The organism is Vallitalea sp., assembly GCF_025211055.1.
GTDB lineage: Bacteria > Bacillota > Clostridia > Lachnospirales > Vallitaleaceae > Vallitalea.
This window is the reverse complement of the sequence record NZ_JAOARO010000004.1, coordinates 26632-49131: the sequence shown is the minus strand read 5'-3', so window position 1 is coordinate 49131 and position 22500 is coordinate 26632. Positions and strand designations below refer to the sequence as shown.

The following is a 22500-nucleotide window of genomic DNA, read 5'->3' as shown; positions in this document are numbered from 1 at the left end:
TATGTTCACCTCCTGCGAATGTATACTAAATTGTGTAGCGTATGTCGTGTTAAAGTAAGTACTCTTGTTTCATCACCTCTATCAATACCGTATAATCTATTTATATGAAGATGAATTATACTATGCATTGCGTCAATGGACTTAACATAATAATCTCCACTAAGTTCTTTCTTAGATAATTGTTCTCCATAATAATGCAATGTATTACTTCTTCCCTGTAATGCTGGTAATATGAATTGTCCTGCTTCATGTCTCCTAAGTTCTGCAAATCCATCTCTTGCATCCCCTAATTTCACATAGAGGGACCTCTTAGACCTAAACATATCAAGATAATCTTTATAGTTCACAATCTTATCCAAAAAAGCAAGTTGTTCATCAAATGTTAATCCAAATTGCTCCATGATATCAATAATACTAATTACCGCCAACAAATCCTTTTCTATAGGTAAAAGACCTTGTTCATTTGATCTTATCCAATCCATTACAATTCTACTATCTATGCAGAACCATTGCTCTGCAATATTCATTAATTCCCGACCACCATAACGTTCAAGTTCAGGGACATATGTATCAATAACCATTCGTGAGAGCATACCTTCCTCTAAACAATTCTTAGCAAAATTATTGAGCTGTGGTAATAACTCACTTTGTAATTTCTTAGGTTCACCAAAAAATCGTAACCTTATATGTGCCTCTGGATCTGAATATCTCATGAAAAAACTTGACCCAATCCAACCATTCTGCTCTGCCTTATTACAGAACTCTCTTAACGGTCCTCCCAAAAATTCCTCTATACGATTACAGACTCCATACCATTTAACATACATCCATTCACTTCCTGGAAGTCTAAAACGTTCAACAGGATCAATTGGTTTATACTGATTTTTAGGTATGGATTCTCTATTATTTACTGTAGAATTTTTTATAATTGGAAATACAAATTCAGTATAATATCTACCCCTATTATTTTTAGGTAGTTCCCCTAATTCATGCCCCAATTCCGTTAATATGATTCCTTGCCCAAAATTGAGTTTACCGAATTCCCTCCGTATTTCTTCAATATGCTCATTCTCATTTAGATCCAATAATAACCTATTATCTGTCTGAGTCAAATAGACATATTGGGGAAGTCGCCATTCTTTCTTGTATATATTGAATTTTTCTATCCATTCTTCTTTATTCATATTTTCATCAATAGATAATGTCTCGTTATTAAGAATCCATCTAGCAGGCGATAAAATACAACGTCCATATTTTATACGAGGTAAAAATGGCAATGAGTCAAATTCCCCCCAATGGAAATTTTCAATATTCCTCTGTCTCTCCATAGCCAATTCTCTAAGAAACCTATAGACATTAGGTGATTTAGAGCCATTGAACATATGATTAACTACAGCTACAACCTCTTTATCAAACTTTAATGAGCGAAGATAAAATCCTCTCTTATCTATACCAACTACCAAATCTGATAAGGGAATAATATTCTCTGATTTCTTAGAAGATGTTGTTCCCATAACAATCTCGTAGTTACGATTTTCATAGGTTAATACAACATTAGCTGCTCTGCCATCTATGGGTAAGTATACCAATTCAGCTATTATTTTATCAAAACACATCTCTTGTTCTAATTTCCCAACATTTTTAAGATAATCTTGAAAATCTGAACCCATAATGTCACTAAAACGCCCAATTGACCTTCCCGCACCATAGGAAAGTGCTGTTGCTCCACTTATAAGAGTATAATCTCCTGCTTCTACAGCTTCTTTTGAATCGGCAGCCAATGAAAAAAAGAGTTCAAAAGAACGAGGAGTATAGCGACTATCAATATCTTCTCCTGCTAATTCTTCTATTTTATAATCATCTAGAACAATTTCTTGTTCTCCTTTTAATAAGCTCATGGTTAACCATTGTGATAATAAGTATTTCTTACGTTGTTGATATTTTGTTATATTTTTCTTTGGTCTTCTTTTGGAAGGTGGATATTCATATGTTGCTGGTGCTCCTAATCCTATCTCTTCATCCAATAACTCTAATAATGGAACTTCTCTTGATGATCCATATTTTTTTATAAAATCATTTCTATATTCTGAGAAATGTGATAATCCATATTCATTATTACTGATTTTCCATAGTGTTTCTGCTACTTTTTCCACCTCTTCTTTAATAGAAAAGGGTAAAACAACTTCATCCGTTTGAATCTTAAGATCAACTTGTAGATAATTTTTACTTTCAGTTATTTTCTTCATCTTCTTAATTATGTTTCGATATAATTCTTCGCCTTCTCCTAATAGAGTTCTATCATACATATCTATCATGAAGGAGATTTCTTGTAACTGAGCTTTTAATTTATCTATTCCTTTTATATATTTTATTCGTTGTAATAGGTAATTCAATGGATTTACCTCTATTAGTGGTGGGCGTAAATCGGAAATTAACAACTCTTGTTTAAATAACTGATAAACAAATTGGTTTATTTGCTCCCGTGGTGTATCTGGATATTCAACATTTAATTTTGATATTAATTCTTCAAAGGTCAAAGGTGTCTTTGCTAAGTTAAGTGCTTGTTTGACGGCACTTGTAGTTCGTACTGATGTACGTTCCATTTTGTTGCCGCTACCCTTAGCTTGACCTAAATTTGTTAAGTATGGAAGATATGTTCTATTACCCACTTCATAAGCCATAGTATTTGTTATTACTATTAACTGCTTAATTATATTAGGGGTATTCTCTATTTGTGCTATTATCTTGAATAACCAATTCATATCAGGACGAGTACGCTTTTCATGATACTCAGTGCTCCTTAATGCAACCTTATAATACTCTCCGTATTCTCCATACGCCACACCAGAAAACAAACCAAAAGGTGTTGGTCTAGTAGACATTCTAATCAAATAACGTAAAAAAGCTTTGGTAGCTTGTTCTCTTTTACGAGATGGACTATCTGATGAAAGGTTAGTTAGAGCATCCAGAAGTGATATACTTGAAACAGCAATTGCTTCTCTTATTAATGGGTCTTGTGTAAATTCCCATAATTCATCTAAGATAGGTTCATCTAAGGATGTTAACTTATTTTCAAATACATTAGTAGATAGTATAGGCATCCGTAGTGCAAAAAAATCAAGACATCTGAATATACTCTGTGTATTCATTATTTTCTCCTTTCATTTCATATAAACATCAAAAAACATCTTTTTGATGTTTTTTGATGTTTAATATTACTCTAACTCTATACATTAGCAACTTGAAGTATGAGTGTATCCACACATCTTTTGCCCAGTATAGCATTCAGATGAATAACAAGTAGATGTATAACAAGTAGACGTATAACAAGATGATGTATAACAAGTAGACGTATATAGCCCTTCTAGTTCTGCACCATTAATTTTATCAACTTTTACTTCTAGATCAAATGGATTTTTAGCCATCACAAATCCCCCTTTCATTTGTTATTTCCTTACATAAGGACAAAGGATTAATGAGATTATGTACTCACTTGTTAAATTATCCCTAAAAATGCATGCACAAATATTATACATATATTAATATTAAATGTCAATTAATAATTTTTTTTATTTTCTTGTTATTTATACAAAATAACTCATTATCTTTACAAAAGTTTGATAATTAGGTTATTATTTTGTTAAATTAAGTATTTATTTTATACACAAATAATATTTTTAATATTCCCATCATAGCTATTGATACTCACAATCTTTGGGTTATTCTTCCATAAAATAAAGCAGTGAAATCACAATCTCTTGTAATTCCACCGCTCTATTCTACAATTTACTAATAATTAATCCCTTACAGCTTATATTCAAATCTAAGATATTGAAACAATTCCTTAATAATATTCTATATTCTTTCTCTTGTTTCTTCTTTAGGTGATTTTTCCTAACAGTACTAAATATCTGTCACCTATATAATGTTATATATTACTTCACATTAAATCTTGATGTAGCTATCTCTAGCCCATCAGCTAATTTAGCAAGCTTTTTGCTTGATTCTTCTATGTTATTTACAGAAGTTAATTGACTCTCAATAGATGCCGTAACCTCTTGTGTTGCAGCTGCATTTTGTTCAGCTATAGCTGAAAGTCCTTGAATAGTATCCATAACCTCATTTTTTTTCTGTCCCATTCCTACCTCTGAATCATTAAGTTTATTTAAACCATCTTTTGATATCTCTATAGCATTTGAAATTTCATTATATTTCATTTCTGTCTCTTCTACACATCTTGATTGTTCTTTTACAGTATCAAGAACATTATTTATAGTATCAACAGCTACAATAGAACTCTGTGTCAGTTGTTTTACCATTTCATCTATTTTATCTGATGATTGGGTAGTTTGTTCAGCTAAATTTCTAATTTCTTCTGCAACTACTGCAAACCCTTTGCCAGCATCACCAGCTCTAGCTGCTTCAATTGCCGCATTCAAAGCTAATAGATTTGTTTGCTCAGATATGGATTTAATTAATTTGCTTGCTTCCCCGATATTATTAGCCTTTTCATTTGTTTGAATTATAATACTAGAAATGTTAGTTGCAGATTCTTTATTTTCACTTGAAGTAGTTACTAAATCATTAATTATAACTAAGCCTTCTTCAATTAGATTAGCCATATAATTTATTTTCTCATTAATATTATTGACTAAATCTTTATTTATCTCAATCATATTACCCATCTCATATATTCTTTGTGCTGCACTTTCTGTATTTTGAGCTTGATCTGTAGTACCTTTTGCAATTTCTTCTGTAGTAAGAGCTACTTCATTAGACATATTAGATACTTGAGTACTCAAGGAATAGAGATCTTGTGAAGACGTAGATATATTCTCAGATGTTTCAATAATAGCTGATATTATCTTATTGAACTCTGCAGTTAATAATTTAAGTGATTTCCCTAATAAACCAATCTCATCTTTGGTGTTAAAATACTTATCTGAAACATTTTGAGTTAAATCTCCTGTTGCCATAGTATTTGCGTATTGTGAAGCTAGTATTATTGGCTTTGATAATCTTTTACCAATAAAATATGAAATAATTAATGAGATAAAGAATACTATTATACATATTATAATAACATAATATCTAATTGTATAAATAGAAGCATAAATTAGTTTGATAGGAGGAGCTACACACAATATCCATCCATTACTCATACGAGAATAGCTCATCATTTTCTTAGTTCCACTAATCTTATAATTAATGATTCCTTTATTAATATCAGCTAATTGCTTTTCTACTCCAGACAAATTATCTGTTTCAATACAATCCATGAAAGAGCCCTCTATAGAATCATCGGTATGTACTAAAATATCTAAATCATCGTTCAATAAATATGCGCAATTTGTATCATATACCTTAATATCTCTAATCATTTTTTCAAAGTCTTCAAACAATATATCTGTACCTACCACCCCAATAACTTCGTCATTATATGTAATTGGATAAGAATATGTAACTAAATCTTTATCAAAATATTTATCATAATAAGGCTTGCTCAAAACGCCTACTTTAGATTCCATGGGCTCAAAGAACCAATTTAATTCCTCAGATTTAGTTGTTAGATCTTTAGCTGTTACTATTTCTCCCATATCCACATATATGTTATTTTTTTTACTATATACTACCTGTAAGTCAACATCTGCAAATTCTGGTTTAAATAGAACATATGTATTAACATTACCTTTTAATAGATAACAATATTTATCTACTAATTTTGCTATATTTTGCCTTAATTTTTGTCGCACTTCAATGTTATTAATATCTTTATAATTTTCGTCCTGTATAAAAATTGATATTGTTTCTTGTAATGATATAATCTCTTGTTTAATACTTAGAAACTTATTATCTAGCATTAATGATTCATGTTCTACTAAAGTAATAAGATAATTTGATGCGTCATTTCTAACTGAATTAGATGTCATTGTTAATAATATAATAGCAATAATATTAGTAACTAAAATAAAAGATAAAACCATAGTGATAATTATTCTCGTTTGTAATTTTTTGAACATTTGTATCCTCCTCTAGTAACTATTAAGTAATAAAAGTTGTAATATATCTTAATATTATAACTTATGTTTATTAATTATATCAATAGGATATTATTATATTTTATATTATTTTTTAATATATTTATATTAAATATATTAAAATCAAATATACTTTTTATGTTATTACTAACTAAAAAAAGTCAACTAAATCAAAATCATTAACTGCAATAGAAGAACTTAATTATGTACCTAGTACCATCGCTAGAAGTTTATCTATTAGTAAAACAAATACTTATTATAGAGAAAAGTGCGCCCATATTGGGCGCACTTTTATAATATTATTTCCAACAAATATTTATTTGACACTAAACTTTGATGTAGCTGCTACTAATTCATCAGCTAATTTAGCAAGACGCTGACTGGATTTTTCTATATTATTTATAGATGTTACTTGGCTTTCAATGGAAGCTGATACCTCTTGTGTTCCAGCTGCATTTTCTTCAGCTATTGCAGAAAGTCCTTGTATCGTATCCATAACATCAACTTTTTTATGTGCCATTTGTTCTTCGGATTCATTTAATTTGTTTAAACCATCTTTTGAAGTATCTATAGCATCTGATATTTCATTATACTTAACTTCCGTTTCTTGTACACATTGAGACTGTTTTTTCACAATATCAAGAACATTATTGATTGTATCAACTGCAACAACAGAACTTTGCGTAAGTTGTTTTACCATTTCATCTATTTTATCTGATGAATGAGTAGTTTGTTCAGCAAGATTTCTAATTTCTTCTGCAACTACTGCAAACCCTTTGCCTGCATCACCGGCTCTTGCTGCTTCAATTGCCGCATTTAGAGCTAATAGATTAGTTTGTTCAGAAATGGATTTAATTAAATTACTCACTTCTCCAATATTATTGGCTTTTTCATTAGTTTGATAAATTATATCAGAAATATTTGTTGCTGAATCTTTTGTTTCATTTGATATATTTACTAACTCATTAATTATTATTAAACCTTCTTCAATTAGATTAGACATATGATTGGTTTTTTCATTAATATTATTGACTAACTCTTTATTTAATTCAATTATGTTACCCATCTCATATATTTTTTGTGCACCATTTTCTGTACTCTGAGCTTGCTCTGTAGTACCTTTTGCAATTTCTTCTGTAGTAAGAGCTACTTCATTAGATATACTAGATACTTCGGTACTTCTAGTATATAAATCTCCTGATGCTGTAGATATTTCTGTAGAAGTTTCAATAATTGCTGATATCATTACATTAAATTCACCTGTTAATAAATCAAGAGATTTTGCTAATAAACCAATCTCATCTTTATTCTTCAAATACTTTTCAGCAATACTCAGAGTTAAATTTCCTGTAGCCATTGTATTTGCATATTGTGAAGCTTCCATAATTGGTTTTGATATCTTTTTACCTATAATGAATGAGATAATAAATGAGATTGCAAATACTATTATAGATATCAAAATTACATAATACCTAATTGTATAAATGGAACTAAAAATTTGTTTAATAGGCGGGGCTACACACAATACCCATCCATTTTCTAGACGATTATAACCCATCATTTTCTTTGTTCCATTAATCTTATAATTGATAATTCCATAATCTGCATCATTTAATTTTTTCTCTACACTTGTAGAATTCTCCCTATCTATAGAATTAATGAAAGAATCTTCTCTTGAATAATCTGGATGTACTAAGTAATTGTATTCATCATCTAATAAATAAGCACAGTATGTGTCATATACTTTAATATCTCCAATTATTTTTTTAAAGTCATCAAATAAAATATCTGTACCTACAACTCCAATGATTTCATTATTATAGGTGATTGGATAAGAGTATGTAATCAGCTCTACATCAAAGAATTTATCATGATAAGGCTGACTCCAAACACCTATTTTAGTTTCAATAGGCTCAAAAAACCAGTTTAATTCATCAGATCTAACTGTTAGATCTTTTTCATCTGTTATAACTTCACCCTGATCTTCATATTTATCATTTTCTTTACTATATACTACTTGCAAGTCAAGCTTGGCAAATTCTGGTTTAAATTGGACATATGTATTCATATTTCCTTCTATTATATTAGCATATTTCCCTACCATTTTTGCCAGATTTTTCCTTAATTTCTGTCGATTTTCATTATCATCAATATTTTTATAATTCTCATCTTGTAAAAATACTACTAATGATTCTTCTAACGCCATAACCTCTTTTTGGATTACTAGAAACTTATTATCTAGCATTGTAGACTCATGTTCCGCCAAAGAAGTAAGATGATTTGATGCATCATTTTTTACTGAATTAGTAGCCATTGTTAAAAGTACAATAGCAATAGAACTAGTAACTAAAACAAAACTTAAAACCATAATAATAATAATCTTTGTTTGTAATTTTCTTAACATTTTGATCCTCCCTCTAGTAATAATACATAACCAAGATGTAAATTTTTTACTATTCTAATTATATCTTATATATAATCATATTTTCAATAGTATATTTTATTCAATTAGATATTTTTATTACAGCTGTGATTTATAATTGAGTACTAATTGTATCCCTGTTTTATTTTAATAATTTTCTAATAGTCTTTAGATCTTTTTCATTGTAAGGAGGATACCTAGCTGGTATATCAATCCACATTGCTTTTGTGAGGATACTTTTATGGTGACTAAATGTTCTATAACTATCTATGCCATGATAGCCGCCCATTCCACTGTTTCCTACTCCTCCAAATGGCATATTAATATTAGCAAGATGAACCACTGTATCATTAACACATCCTCCACCATATGAGACTTTTTTTAGTATTTCATTTATATTGGATTTATTAGTAGAGAAATAATATAATGCTAATGGTTTTGGTTTATTATTCAGTAGTGTTATGACATCTCTTATTTTATCAAATTCGAGTACTGGGATTAATGGTCCAAATATCTCTTCTTTCATTACGTCGTCATCCCATGTTACATTATCCATTATTGTAGGTGATACATAATTATCTTTTTCAATTGTTTCGCCACCAAAAACAACTTTATCCTTATTAATCAGACCAGATACTCTGTTATAGTGTTTTTCATTAACTATTCTTGGGAAATCAGGTGATTTATAGATGTTATCACCATAGTAACTAGTTATAACTTTCTTTAGTTCTTCAATGAGTTGATTTTTGATACTTTTGTGAGCCAAAATATAATCTGGTGCTACACAGGTTTGACCTGCATTGACTAATTTTCCCCAAATAATTCTTTTGGCTGCTATCTTGATATTGGCTGTTTCATCTACTATACTAGGACTTTTTCCGCCTAATTCTAATGTTATTGGTGTCAAGTTCTTAGCCGAAGCTTCCATAACTATTTTACCTACAGTAGGACTTCCCGTGAAGAATATATAATCAAATTTCTCGGCTAACAATGCTGTATTGACGTCACGTCCTCCTTCAACAACAGTTATATATTTTGGATCAAAGTATTCTTCAATCATTTCCTTTATTACTGATGATGTATGAGGTACATACCTAGATGTTTTTACTACTACACAGTTACCTGCTGCCATAGCTCCAATAACTGGTGAAATAGTTAATAGAAATGGATAATTCCATGGAGACATTACTAATACTACTCCATATGGTTCTGAATATATTCTACTAGTTGATTTAAAATGTGCTAATGGTGTTGGTCTTTTCTTAGGTTTTGCCCATTTTTTTAGATGTTTTATGGTGTATCTTATTTCTTCTAGGGCCATACCTATTTCTGTTTCATAAGTCTCAAATTTTGATTTTCTGAAGTCTTTATTCAAGCCATCAAAGAGTCTGGTTTCATATTTTTGTATAGCTTCTCTCAATAGGCTTAACTGTTTCTTGCGGAAAGCTATATCTTTTGTTTCATGTGTTAAAAAGTACTTTCTCTGCTTTTCAACTAACTCTCTCAAAAATAACCACCCCATTTTAAATAATATTTTATAAAATTAGGAAATTATATCCATAATAATATAATTATAGCATAGAATATCCGTAAACACAAAGCAAGTATTCTCGTTATAGAAAATACTTGCTTATAATAATTTTTATATTATTTTATTTATCTAATCCAGATCGGACTATATTGTAGACATTAGTGATTAAATTGTCCTTGTCTTCTTTTGACATGTCATCCATATATATTGGTGGATGAACTATTATTTTTACATTAGATTTTCTTATTCTTTTTTTCTCTTCCAGTAATTTGTATGAACCATTAATAGTAATAGGTACTATTGGTACTCCTGATTTTATAGCTAGTTTTAAACTGCCTTTTTTGAAGTCACCCATATCATTACTTTTACTTCTTGTTCCTTCTGGAAAGATTACCAATGTTTGTCCTTTTTTTAATTCTTCTATTCCTTTTAGAATTACTTTTAATGATTGTCTTGGATTACTTCTATCCAGAAAAAGACAACCTAATTTTTTCATCCATCCACTTACTATAGGTAACTTTTCAAGCTCTACTTTTGCTACAAAACCTTTTAATCTAGGTATATATCCCATCAATAATGGTATATCAAAATTACCTTGATGATTAGATACGAATAGGACATTCCTGTCTGGAATATCTTCTACACCTTCGACTATTACCTTACTTCCTGTAAATCTAACCATGTTTTTAGCCCATTTGGTTGTTGTTTTTTGTAATACCTGTAATTGTTTTTCTTCATTTCCTAGTTTTCCTAGATACCAGTATCTAAAGCGGTTGAACAAACTATATACTTGATATATCCAAAAAGCTATAAACCAAAAAATTGTACGTATCATGTAGTTCCTCCTTTTAGTCAGCAGAATTAATTATATCATACTTTAAAGCGTGAAACTACATGTTTTATTATACAGGTAAGTCAGAAAAAGTATCTTGTTCTGACTTGGCTTTTACAAAATAGTATATGTATATGTTTCGCCAGCTACTTGCTCGTCCTGAGCAAAAAGCTGGGTTCGGCGTCCTGCCTCACTACTTCACATATACATATACTATTTTGCTGCCTAGTGAGCGTAAGTATAATCACAAAACACTTTTTCTTCTAAATTAGCAAACTATTGGCTAATAAAGTCTTATTGTTTTATTAATTTCCTATAATGTTTCACAGTTAGTATGGTTTCATCTTTTAGTTTATACCCATTGAAATAATATTTTTCACCTATGCTTTCAAAAGCTTTATAGGTATTGTCATTAACAATAATAGCATCAACAGGTATTCCTGTTCCATATAGTGGTGCTCTAAACATTTTTCTTATATCTATTTTCTGTCCGTTTATTTCTACTTCATTTACTTTAAACAAGCTAAATAAGGTATGGGAATTCTCATTGAACATGCCTTCAAAGTCATTTAGAGGCTTATCTGCGAATATCCCATTATCAAATTTATATCCAACATTATTAATAACTTTTTTATAATCCTCGTATCGTACAATTGTAGCACCACGATAATTATAATCTTTTGTTTTGGCATTATCCACTTTTAATATTTCAAAATGGTTATCAAATGCCATATCAACTTGTTCATCTTGTAGTACCCTATTTATTTCATCTTTTCTTTGCTCATTATCAGCTAATACAGTAAATGAAAACGGATAATCAATATCTTTTATACTATTATTGGTATAGTTAAGTGATGTTACTGTTCCAAATGCTGTAATGGTACTAGTAAGAAGTATTGCTATAGTTGCGTATACCTTATAGTTTCTTCTTATACGATAGCATAGATTGGATATAGTCATTATGTTGGTTTTACGGTATAGTATATTTTTATTCTTTATCAATCTTTTTAGAATAATGGTTGTGGTACTTCTAAATAGCATATAAGTTCCTATTATAACAAGTATAGTAGTTATGAGGGTAAAAAGTAAAAAATTCAGTCCCATGGCTAATCTAGTACAGTAATATCCAGCTCCAATTACTACTAATGATAATATTCCTGTTATTATACTTGCTTTTGGAATTGCTTCTTCTTTTTTCATTGCGTTTATAAGGGATAAAAGACTACTTCTGATGATATTAATGTATCCTTTTATTGAGAAGAACAAACTTATAACCCCAAAAATGATTGCTGTTTCTAGGATTGCTTTACCTGATATAAAAAACTTGATGTCTACTCCCATATTGCAATATCTTGCTAAGATCATCATGAACAGTTTACCAAAAGCAGCACCTATAAGACATCCCGTAATAATAGCCAAAGTACTCATTATCAGGTTTTCCATAGCATAGATTAAAGCTACTTTATAGTTGCTTACTCCCATTAATGTATATAATCCAATCTCCTTTTTCCTCTGTTGTAGGAAAAAAGAACTTGAGAACCATGAAAAGTATAAGAGAAATACTATAAGCATAATATCTGTTACATGTCCTAGAGTTGATACCATCTCTTGTTCAGATACAGTCAGCACTTCTGGATTATATCTCATGGCACTGAATTGATAATATGCCATTACAGAGAAAACCAGCGCAAGAAAATGAAGCTTATATAGACCAAGATTACTTTTCATATTTTTATAAGCAATACTAATCGCATTCATGGTTAATACCTCCCATGCTAGCTAACTGATCCAAAATTCTTTTATATAAATCTTTTCTGTTTCCATCTTTTTTTAACTGAGTCAATATTTTACCGTCTTGAATAAAAATTATTCTATCACAATAACTAGCTGTAAAGGCATCGTGAGTAACCATTACTATAGTTGAACCAAATTTTTCATTGGTCTTTCTAAGATTTTCTAATAGTTCTGAAGCAGATTTTGAGTCCAGTGCGCCTGTTGGTTCGTCAGCTAGAATTACAGCAGGTTTTGTAATCAAAGCTCTTGTTGCTGCTACTCTTTGTTTCTGTCCACCTGATAGTTGATATGGATATTTATATAAATGCTCTGACAATCCAAAGAAGGAAGCTAACTCGTTAATTTTCTTTTTGACAGTTGCTGTTTTGACTCCTGCCAATACTAGTGGTAGAGCAATATTGTCCATTATACTTACGTTATTAAGCAGATTGAAATCCTGAAATAAGAATCCAATGTTTTTTCTACGAAATTCTGCTAACTTCTTTCCCTTCATTGTAGCCAAGTCCATGCCTTTAAAATTGATTTGTCCTTCTGTTGGCGAATCAATGGTTGACATAAGATTCAACAAAGTTGTTTTACCACTCCCTGAAGGACCCATTATTCCAAAGAATTCGCCTTCTTCAATTGATATATCCACACCATTTACAGCATAAGTTTCTATCCCTTTGGCTTTATATATTTTTTTTATTCCTTTTGTTTCAATTACATTTGCCATCACAATTCCTCCTAATACATATCTGACTCTGTCTTTAACTGTATTTTACCCCTTGGAGGAACTAACAACCATTCCATTGACTTACATTATACTTACTAACCTTACATTTTTGTAATTTTAAAAGATTATAAATAAAAAAGCCCTGCCTTAGTAGTAAAGCAGGGTATCTGAATCAACTTACTTAATATAACTAACCGAAAAATAACTGGTAGTTTCTTGTATCGTTTTATCTCCTATTATATTAGCTGAATTATCATGTCCATTAATTTTGCAAGTATAGTCTATTCCAAGTTCATTAAGTATTTCAATTAGTAATGCATAGGAAGAAGGTGAATCTATATGGTCATTACTCAAACCAATCATTCTATCTACATCTGATTCTTCAATGATTTTTCTGGTTATTTCATCTTTTTCATTAGCTTCTTCCAATGTAAGATAATGTGAAAAATCTATTGAAGCTATGATAATAAATTCTTTATCTTTTATTTCTGTTATTATTGCTTTAGCCACATCTAATATACCCTCATCGTTTCTAGTTTCACCTATTGTGATAGGAACGACCTTCGATTTATTGAAATACTGTTTTATGTAATTCATATGTAGCCCTACTGAATGCTCATTTTTAAAAACTTCTTCTATGGCATAATTAATGTCAGGATAATTTGCTAAGTTATTTATTATATCAGAATCACTCTTTACAACTCCTGCTCTTGTGTTGAAATCATAATTACCTATCTGGAATCTTGGTCCTTCACCAGGATGATTGGGTCCTATCAATATAATGACTTCTGGTTGTTTTTTGTTAGCTATAGTCATATATAATGAAGCCACATATTTACTGGCTACATCATGATGTGGTATTATCCCAGCTATAATATTGTCCTCTTCACTTATTAGTGTACTTTCATTTATGGATTTGATAAATGATCTTTCATCTATGAAATTACAGCTATCAAGTAAAGGTGGTCTAACCTCATTCACTTCTTCCCTTGGTATAATTATTTCAGTTTCAGTACTTACAGCATCGTCAACAACAATCTTATCTGATTTTTCTTTATTACAAGATGATAGAGTCATTATGATTATAAATACTATAATACTAATTATTAATCGTTTCATTATCTCATTCCTTGTTATTTGCTATTTTATTTTCACAACATTTTCTTTACTGCAAGTTATTTCATCATTCATATAATCTCTGATTATGATTGGCTCTGCAATATATTCTCCTGCTAGAATTGCTTTTGTTTTGTAAGTAATCTCAAAGCTGTATTCATCAGCCATCCTGTAATCCCAACCAACATATACATGTAATTTAGTTCTTCTTGCTTCATTATCTGCCCATACACCTAGTTTATCGGAATTCGTCTTCTCTTTACCTATGAAAGTTAGTCCAGTTGGTAAAATATCCTCTAATACAAATGCTGATAAACGGTTATCAAGAACATTGACTTTTATATGGACCGTTACAATCTCCCCTTGTTTTATGTCTTCTCCTGAACCATCTGAAGAATACCATCTTTCTATATTGTATTTGTCGGTCTTTTCAATGTCCTTTACTGTTCCAATAAAATCTTTTATAACCCTAACATTGCCATCAATCTCTGAGAACTTGATACTTCCTGCTTGTTCTTTAGTTAAATCCAAGGAATGATATCTATTTATTCCTAATGATACAGTTTCTTCTTTGCCATCTAATTCATATTTAAAAGATGCTTTATCCTCTTTTGGTTTCATGTTTTGCAGATAATAGAGTCTTTCTGTTATGGTAGGATATTTATATTCACCTTTATGTTGTAGGTGAGCATACATACCTTTTGCATCTTCCAAGTTGTTTAACTTAATAGCTGCCACCATCATCATAGCTGTAAATTTATTACCTGTATCAGCATCATCTATATATAGCATCTCATGTTTTTGTTTAACATGATTATCCTTTATATCATTATATACTTCTTTTGCTTTTTGTAACTCTCCATTTTCAATAAAAGTCAACATCATATACATCTTTTCAAAACTTAGTGTTTCACTTGTGCCATTTATTTTAGTATACATTGCATTTGTCTCTAGTAACACTGGTTCATCCAACAAGGATAATCCCCATAGAGCTGCTATGTTTTCTTTTAGAGTCTTATCTTTATCTCTAGCTACTTGTAGTAGTCCGTTTATCTGTTTCTCTCTATCTTCTACAAAGCCTACTGATATTAGATTGGCTGTTATCTCTGCACTATTGTTTCCATATGAAAAATCTCTATATAATCCATTATAAGATACGAATTCTTCACATCTTGGTTCATCTAATTTAAAATCTGTCTCAAATTTCTTATTCAGCTCTTTTCCTGCTATATTGGATGATATTATATACTCACTTCTATCGTTATAGTTTGAATAATATATATCCAGTAAACCAAGATAATATTCGCATAAATCTTTGTTGAGGAATATAAGATTGACATATTGGTCATTACTTATTATTTCCATATCTTCTTTTAGGTCTTCTTGTTTTATAACATCAAAATAATGAAGAGAATCTTTTATTTCGATATCATATTGTTCACCATCTTTATAATTACCAGTTTTAGCTATAATAGTTATCTTATGCTTACCTTCTGGAAGTTTACCAATAGGAATGTTAACATACTCATGGCCTTTTCCTGTTTCAGTTACCTCTACTACTTTACCGTCTTCTTGTTCTATCTTGGCAGTAAATTCTACTGAATCTTGTTTTTTAAGCTTAGCACCACCTGTTTTTATGGTAGCGTTGATATAATCACCTTTCATATAACTATCATATACAAGTGATGATATAAAGAATGGCAATTTTGCATTTATATTATATTTCTCTTTTCCTGCCTTTAATTTGTCATTTATGGCTGTACATGTAATTCTCCAGCTAGTCAAGTTATCTGGTAATTCAAATTCCTTGGTACATATCCCGTTTTCATCTGTTTTGATGATGCCGAAATCTGCTGTGTTCTTGAATTTACTTCTTATTATTTCCGAATCACCTTCGCCACCGCATTCAGCTCCACCAAAATTATTATATATATTGTAAGCTGCTAGAAATTGACTTGTTAATCCTGATGAAAATACACTTCTATAGAGATCAGATAACACCCATGTAGAATCTTCACAGATTGCAAAGAATGCTTCATCAACTACACTTATATTTACATCAGCTGTAACTGGTCTATCATCCTTATCTGTTACCTTGACTGTTAATTTTACCTTATCTCCTGGTTTATAATCATTCTTGTCTGTCTCAATATTTACATTAAGCTTTTCGTCTTCATAGTCATATCCGAACCATCTTTTCATACTATAATCATTATGTAATGATTTGCCATCAAAATATACAGCATATATGGTAGCATTTGGAATATATTTTTGTAAGTATTTAATATCGACTTTTGTATCATCACTGATTATATAATCAATTATTCCTTCTTTACATATAAAGAATAAAGATTTGTCATTCTCTCTTTCTGATATATTTTCATTCCCTTGTTTAATAGCTAGTTCCATATTGTCATTCTTTTTGAATAAATCTTTGTTCATATGCAATGAATATCTCTGCAAGTAGTTTTGGTTATCATTAACATAATAGGCTTCTGAATAATAGTGAATCTGTTCAATCAACCTACCCTTGCTGTCTTTGGTTCGTATATAGAATCTATATCCTCTATTTTCCTTTATTTCATCATAGTTGAAGGTTAATACACCATTCTCGTCTGTTATTCCCTCTATAGTACCTAAAATGTTATCATGTCTTTCATATGTATAACTGTCATAGCTTCTTTTATTTATATAATCGTATTCTTTGCCTTGATAAATCCTTTCATAATAGGTTTCCTCTATTTCTATTTCTACATCTTTGGAGGAAATCCCATCTCCCCTATATGACTCATAATCATATAACTGTCCATTAAAATTACTTGTATCAATATTATTTAGGTTAACTGATATCTCAACTTCTTCATCAGATATCTTTTTATCCTCTGTCTCTATCATTATATCTCTTGGAAAGAGAATAACACTGGACACATCTCTTATATAATTCCTATCCAAGTCATCAAACCTTGTTCGTATGTTGATAAATCTAGGTTTCCATTTAGTTGTATCAAGATAAGGTATTAACTCCACTTCTTTATGTCCCTTTTCATCACAAATATATTCTTTACTGGAACTCGTTTCTTTACCAAGCAAACTGAATCCACTTGTTTCTATAGAGATATGTGAATCAGCAGCTGGCGTTCCTTCATAGAATGTAACATCAGCTGAATAGTTGACTGTATCGTCCATCATTATGAATTCTTTATCAAGGGAAGTATCCAGTTTGTAAGTAGGTTTCTCGAATCTGGCAATATCTATATACTCATTTTCAATCTCGTATTCACCATCTACTATTACCCTTATTCTTAGATAACTATCAAGATAATTATCTATATTGAATTTTGTTTCATAAGTACCTATGTTGCTTAATTTTACCTCTTTTGCTTCCATAAGGGTATTATTATCATTCAACAATTCTACCCTGACATTTTTTATACTCTTGCCTTCTCTGTTTTGTACAAAACCAAATACATTTATCTCATCAGTAGGTAGATATATCCCTCTATCAAAATATATGTAAGACCAATAAACGCAGTTAGGATTCTTGGAATGATCATCTATTACCAATGGAATCATCAATGGATCATCATTACCTTTCTGTAGTTCCATAAGCACATTTTCACTGTACTCTTGTTTTTTATCCAAAAATGCAAAACCATTCTCATCGGTTTTACCTATATTCTTATCATCAATTACTATATTTGCATCTTTTACTAACTCACTAGTTGTTCCATTCACCATCCATACCATTACCTTATCATTATCAACTGCTGTATATGCGTTGTAAGGAGATACTTGAATGAACATATAATCCACTGAATCATAATACTTGGCTTTTAAGAAATAATAACCTTCATCTAGATGTTGTAATTCAATAACATCCTCATATCCAAAATCATTGGCAGTCACCTCATATGTATAATTCTCAGTTGCAGTGAGACTTGAGGCATATTTATCTATATCAATATCATTTCTATCATAATAACCTTTTACAAAATCCTTTTTGTCCTTATATTTGTATATACTAAGACTTATCTTCTTTTCCTCATCATTGCCATTAGCATAGCATGTAAGCATTTGTGGTTCATTTGGTTTCATATATGTAATAGACTCTGTAGTACCATATAGATTAAGATACTTATCATTAAAATTATGTCCATCTGTCTTAAAAGTGAACGAATAATCTTTGTCTATAGTCTCTGTACCATCACTATATCCTTTTTTAATGGTTACTTCATATTCTTTTCTTTCTTTTAATTTATTCTTTGGAACGAATATTATTTTATCTTTTTCATATTTGAATTCACCTTCAACAGATGGCTTAATATTAAAATATTGGTCGAAGTTGTGTTCGCCTATATCTTTGGTGAATTGTATTTCTATACCTGTATTAGTTGGAACACTATAACCTTCATTAGCTGGGTGAGTTGTAGATACACCAAATTTTTTAACTGTTTGGAAAGCCCATCCTAATTTCTCTTCCTTGGTATTATAAGTTACTTTTACAAGCTCATTATTTGCAAAAGGAGAATTGACTGATAGAATATATTCCTTATCATTTACCTGCTCAATATCATAACTTCTATGAGGACTGAAACTCAAATTTTTCTTTATGGCATCTTCTCTCATAGGAGTTTTAGAAGTTACTTTTAATCTTGGTTTTGTATCAATGCCATACGGTGTATTGGATATGGACTCAACTAGAATATCAGTATTTTCGGGCATATCCTGAATATTATTTTCCGCCATATTAGCCTCTTCTTCTACTTTATTCTTATTATTAGCATTTACTAAGTCTTTATTTTCCTTGTTACTATTAGCAGACAACATAACTACACTTGTTGTAATACCAGCAAGAATAACTACAGACATTATAATAGCTATCATTTTCTGCTTTTTGGTCATGTTTTTCAGTTTACCTACAATATTATTTTTTTTCATAATATACTCCTTTTTATAACTTTTTGAGCTTAATTGTTTGCTTTATAGCAATATTTAATTCAACTTAATAACTTTTACATTTGCTTCCTCTTCGACAACAATCTCTTGCCATTTCCCCTTAGTTTCATAAGAATCTCCTTTGAATCTAATAACATTCCCATTTACTTCACAAGTAATCTTATCTGCATCCTCCAAAGATTTAAGTCTTTTCTTGTTATTATCATATATTAATAGATGTGTAACATAATCTGTTTCATTGTATAATAAATAATAGTCTACTACTGTATCACTATCATCAAACTCATAGATTTTATCTACAGACATCATTTCTAATGGTGCTGGACCATCAAAACAAATTAAGAAGTAAATATTATCTTTATGTATTGCTTGAATAGATGGATAAGTAATATTCGCCATTATTATGCTTTCTTTTCTTGATGGATCATATTTAACTAAGTATCCACTACAATCATAGTATAAATAATCATCATTCCATTTGAAATCTGAGCCTTCAATAGTATCAATTATTTCAAATTTATTCAAGTCAATAATATTTATATTATTATTTCCTTCTGTATTAATAGCTATATAGTTATCTGAAGCTTTAAACTGCAATCTTGATTTCTCAACTTTTAAAGATTCCATCATCTCATTTTGAAGATCAATTCTGTTTAATGTATAATAATTAACTGGTCTAAAATACGCATAATCGCCTATTAATTCCAAGTCACTTACATAACAATCATCATATAGTGTTATGGTGGATCCATTATTAAAATTATAATAATATAAATATGCTCTATCTTCATAACCTGTATATAAGATACCTTTATCTGTGATACTATATAATCTTACTGGCTCAGAGATAATTTTATTCCATTTATCCTTATCAAGACTATATAAGGAGTTGGTTGCATATTCTTTAAAAACTTTGTGGTTATCTGCCATCTTATAATCACTTAAACGATAATTTCTATTAGGTGTCTCTAGTGGTACATATTCTGACTCTAAGATTTTGTGGTTAGTATCTTCCATAACCTCTTCACATTCATATTCAGAATATACATTAACATATAACATATCTTCAACAATCATGTCGTTATATATTTCTGATTTATTTATATAGTAAGGTCGAAATACATGTTTATCTGTATCAAATATATATGAACTATCCATATCACTATATGTAAATCCATAATCAGGTATGTATCTAATCTCTTCCTCTGTTTTTACAGTATTCCATTCTTTATCAGTACAATCATAATAATATAATATATGGTATCCTATGATACCTATTCCTTTCTCATCATACCCCATTTTTAAATAGTTATTATACTGTTCTTTATAAGCAGCTTCCCATATCTCATCTGGAATTATTGCATCAAGTTTTCTTTCACCATCTTTATTTATTGTATATATAGCTTTTTGTTCTTTATTAATGTAAGTTATAGTTTCATTAACTGAGTCAAATATTATATTGTCAAAAGACATTTTCTCACCTATGAAATCACTATTAATACCTCTATCTTTATATTCTTCATCAATATAACAAATCTCGTCCCTACCATCTAATCCAACATAGTAATCATTTATCTTCATAAATCTAGTAACGTTATTATATGGTTTTTCTAGCATGTAACACAAATCATATTCAGAATTACTTTTGACTATGTCTCCATTTTTTAACAAGAAATAATTGATCCCACCATAATTACCATCTAATAATTTTTCATCTTCAACAATATTACCATTATCAAATATCCAATTTCCTTTATTGATAATATAATGGTGTTCATACTTTTTGTTATAATTAGAATCTTGATCTATTAGTACTGTATACGAATATAATTGAGAGTAATTATTATTTATAGGTATATCCGCCTCGTATAATTTATCATCTTTTTTAGTATAAAGTTTTAATTGGCATTTCTCATCTCCTTCAAGATTATATTTAAATGAATCAATCTTTATCTTACTGTCCAATTGAATCACATCTAGCACAGCAAAGGATTTATTACATATAGCTACATAACGCTTATCCTCATTTTTATACTCAACAAATATTGTGTTTACACTTTCATAGATATCAACTACATCATCTTTGAATAATTGTTTCTTAACAAAAGTTATTCCATCCTTACCATAAGAGTATGTATCAATGAATTTCTTACCTTCTTTGTCATAGATTAGATAAAATGATGTTATACTTGCTGATATCAGCTTTAAATTACTTGCATCACTATAATTCTTGAATTTATAGTTAATCATAGATTTATTGAAATAATCAGTACAATCAAAACATATTTCTCCTAGCTCTTTATCATAGGATAATAATACAATATGCTCATCCCATCCTAGATAACCTGACTGTAAACTGTATTTACTCTCAATTAAAATGCTCTCATCTTCATCTCCACCATCATTACCGAATGAGAACCGAGCCTGTTTTCTATCCCCTATCAATAGTTGAAAAGAACAAACATAACTGGAATAATTCCAGTCGATACCACCATGTTTCTTAATGATAACATCTTCTATTGTAAAATCATCTGGTAGTTTTACCTTAGAAAAAATTATTTGCTCTGGTGACTCATTACTTATACCAAAATCATCCTCAGTAAAGTTTTTAGCCTCAATATTTAATTCTTGGTCGCTTATTCTTATATTATCAACCTCCTGCTCAGGTTGTTTTTCTAAATCTGAATCTTTATCTGTAATATCTTCTTCATTTTGTTTACCTGAATCTATTGTTCCAGATTCTTCTGTAGTAGAGGTTGGTTTATCCTTAGTTGAACAACCTGTAAAAAATATAGCTAGAACAGTAATTATTATTATAGTTGCATTTAGTTTTTTCATTCTTATAGTCCATTCCTTTCCACTAACTTAGATTATATTATGTATTGTTAAAAAAACATTTTATCAAAATATATAATACCAGTAAGTTATTAAGATTATGTTATATATTATTTTAAATAATTATTAATTAAGTATTAACCAATTGTATAAAAAGTATAAGTTATTAACTAAGATGATACTCCTGCTTGATATTTTCAATAAAAAAAATCTCCAACCATTATATCTAGGTTAGAGATTTTTTTACACCTATGAGTTACA

11 protein-coding genes are annotated in these 22500 nt (G+C 29.7%); all 11 read right to left on the bottom strand.

Annotated features, from left to right (window positions below; genetic code table 11):
• Positions 1-5: 5 nt before the first annotated feature.
• Positions 6-3149, bottom strand: coding sequence for a lantibiotic dehydratase (locus tag N4A55_RS00640; RefSeq protein ID WP_293753467.1), 3144 nt, complete (start codon positions 3147-3149; stop codon positions 6-8).
• 84 nt (positions 3150-3233) lie between these two features.
• On the bottom strand, positions 3234-3425 hold the full coding sequence (locus N4A55_RS00635) for an elgicin/penisin family lantibiotic (RefSeq protein ID WP_293753466.1): 192 nt from the start codon (positions 3423-3425) through the stop codon (positions 3234-3236).
• Positions 3426-3935: 510 nt separating this feature from the next.
• Complete coding sequence (locus tag N4A55_RS00630) at positions 3936-6020, bottom strand: methyl-accepting chemotaxis protein (RefSeq protein ID WP_293753465.1); 2085 nt, start codon at positions 6018-6020, stop codon at positions 3936-3938.
• 334 nt (positions 6021-6354) lie between these two features.
• Positions 6355-8442, bottom strand: a complete 2088-nt coding sequence (locus N4A55_RS00625; RefSeq protein ID WP_293753464.1) for a methyl-accepting chemotaxis protein — start codon at positions 8440-8442, stop codon at positions 6355-6357.
• A gap of 160 nt (positions 8443-8602) precedes the next feature.
• The gene (locus N4A55_RS00620; RefSeq protein WP_293753463.1) at positions 8603-9982 is read right to left on the bottom strand and encodes an aldehyde dehydrogenase; all 1380 of its coding nucleotides are present in this window, start codon (positions 9980-9982) and stop codon (positions 8603-8605) included.
• Positions 9983-10112: 130 nt separating this feature from the next.
• Positions 10113-10826 carry a lysophospholipid acyltransferase family protein gene (locus N4A55_RS00615; RefSeq protein WP_293753462.1) on the bottom strand — a complete coding sequence of 238 codons (714 nt, stop codon included), beginning with the start codon at positions 10824-10826 and terminating at the stop codon, positions 10113-10115.
• 291 nt (positions 10827-11117) lie between these two features.
• On the bottom strand, positions 11118-12581 hold the full coding sequence (locus tag N4A55_RS00610) for an ABC transporter permease (RefSeq protein ID WP_293753461.1): 1464 nt from the start codon (positions 12579-12581) through the stop codon (positions 11118-11120).
• Entirely contained in the window at positions 12568-13332 is a 765-nt protein-coding gene (locus tag N4A55_RS00605; protein WP_293753460.1) for an ABC transporter ATP-binding protein, read from the bottom strand. Before N4A55_RS00605 ends, N4A55_RS00610 begins: the two co-directional genes overlap by 14 nt.
• Before the next feature lie 177 nt (positions 13333-13509).
• Positions 13510-14451 carry an AmmeMemoRadiSam system protein B gene (amrB, locus tag N4A55_RS00600; protein WP_293753458.1) on the bottom strand — a complete coding sequence of 314 codons (942 nt, stop codon included), beginning with the start codon at positions 14449-14451 and terminating at the stop codon, positions 13510-13512.
• A gap of 21 nt (positions 14452-14472) precedes the next feature.
• Positions 14473-19386: an Ig-like domain-containing alpha-2-macroglobulin family protein gene (locus N4A55_RS00595; protein WP_293753457.1), complete on the bottom strand. Its 4914-nt coding sequence runs from the start codon at positions 19384-19386 to the stop codon at positions 14473-14475.
• A gap of 54 nt (positions 19387-19440) precedes the next feature.
• Complete coding sequence (locus N4A55_RS00590) at positions 19441-22242, bottom strand: hypothetical protein (RefSeq protein ID WP_293753456.1); 2802 nt, start codon at positions 22240-22242, stop codon at positions 19441-19443.
• Between the last annotated feature and the right edge of the window lie 258 nt (positions 22243-22500).

Coding starts and splice junctions, on each gene's coding strand:
- N4A55_RS00640 (WP_293753467.1), bottom strand. CDS start 3,149: ATGAATACACAGAGTATATTCAGATGTCTTGATTTTTTTGCACTACGG.
- N4A55_RS00635 (WP_293753466.1), bottom strand. CDS start 3,425: ATGGCTAAAAATCCATTTGATCTAGAAGTAAAAGTTGATAAAATTAAT.
- N4A55_RS00630 (WP_293753465.1), bottom strand. CDS start 6,020: ATGTTCAAAAAATTACAAACGAGAATAATTATCACTATGGTTTTATCT.
- N4A55_RS00625 (WP_293753464.1), bottom strand. CDS start 8,442: ATGTTAAGAAAATTACAAACAAAGATTATTATTATTATGGTTTTAAGT.
- N4A55_RS00620 (WP_293753463.1), bottom strand. CDS start 9,982: ATGGGGTGGTTATTTTTGAGAGAGTTAGTTGAAAAGCAGAGAAAGTAC.
- N4A55_RS00615 (WP_293753462.1), bottom strand. CDS start 10,826: ATGATACGTACAATTTTTTGGTTTATAGCTTTTTGGATATATCAAGTA.
- N4A55_RS00610 (WP_293753461.1), bottom strand. CDS start 12,581: ATGAATGCGATTAGTATTGCTTATAAAAATATGAAAAGTAATCTTGGT.
- N4A55_RS00605 (WP_293753460.1), bottom strand. CDS start 13,332: ATGGCAAATGTAATTGAAACAAAAGGAATAAAAAAAATATATAAAGCC.
- amrB (WP_293753458.1), bottom strand. CDS start 14,451: ATGAAACGATTAATAATTAGTATTATAGTATTTATAATCATAATGACT.
- N4A55_RS00595 (WP_293753457.1), bottom strand. CDS start 19,386: ATGAAAAAAAATAATATTGTAGGTAAACTGAAAAACATGACCAAAAAG.
- N4A55_RS00590 (WP_293753456.1), bottom strand. CDS start 22,242: ATGAAAAAACTAAATGCAACTATAATAATAATTACTGTTCTAGCTATA.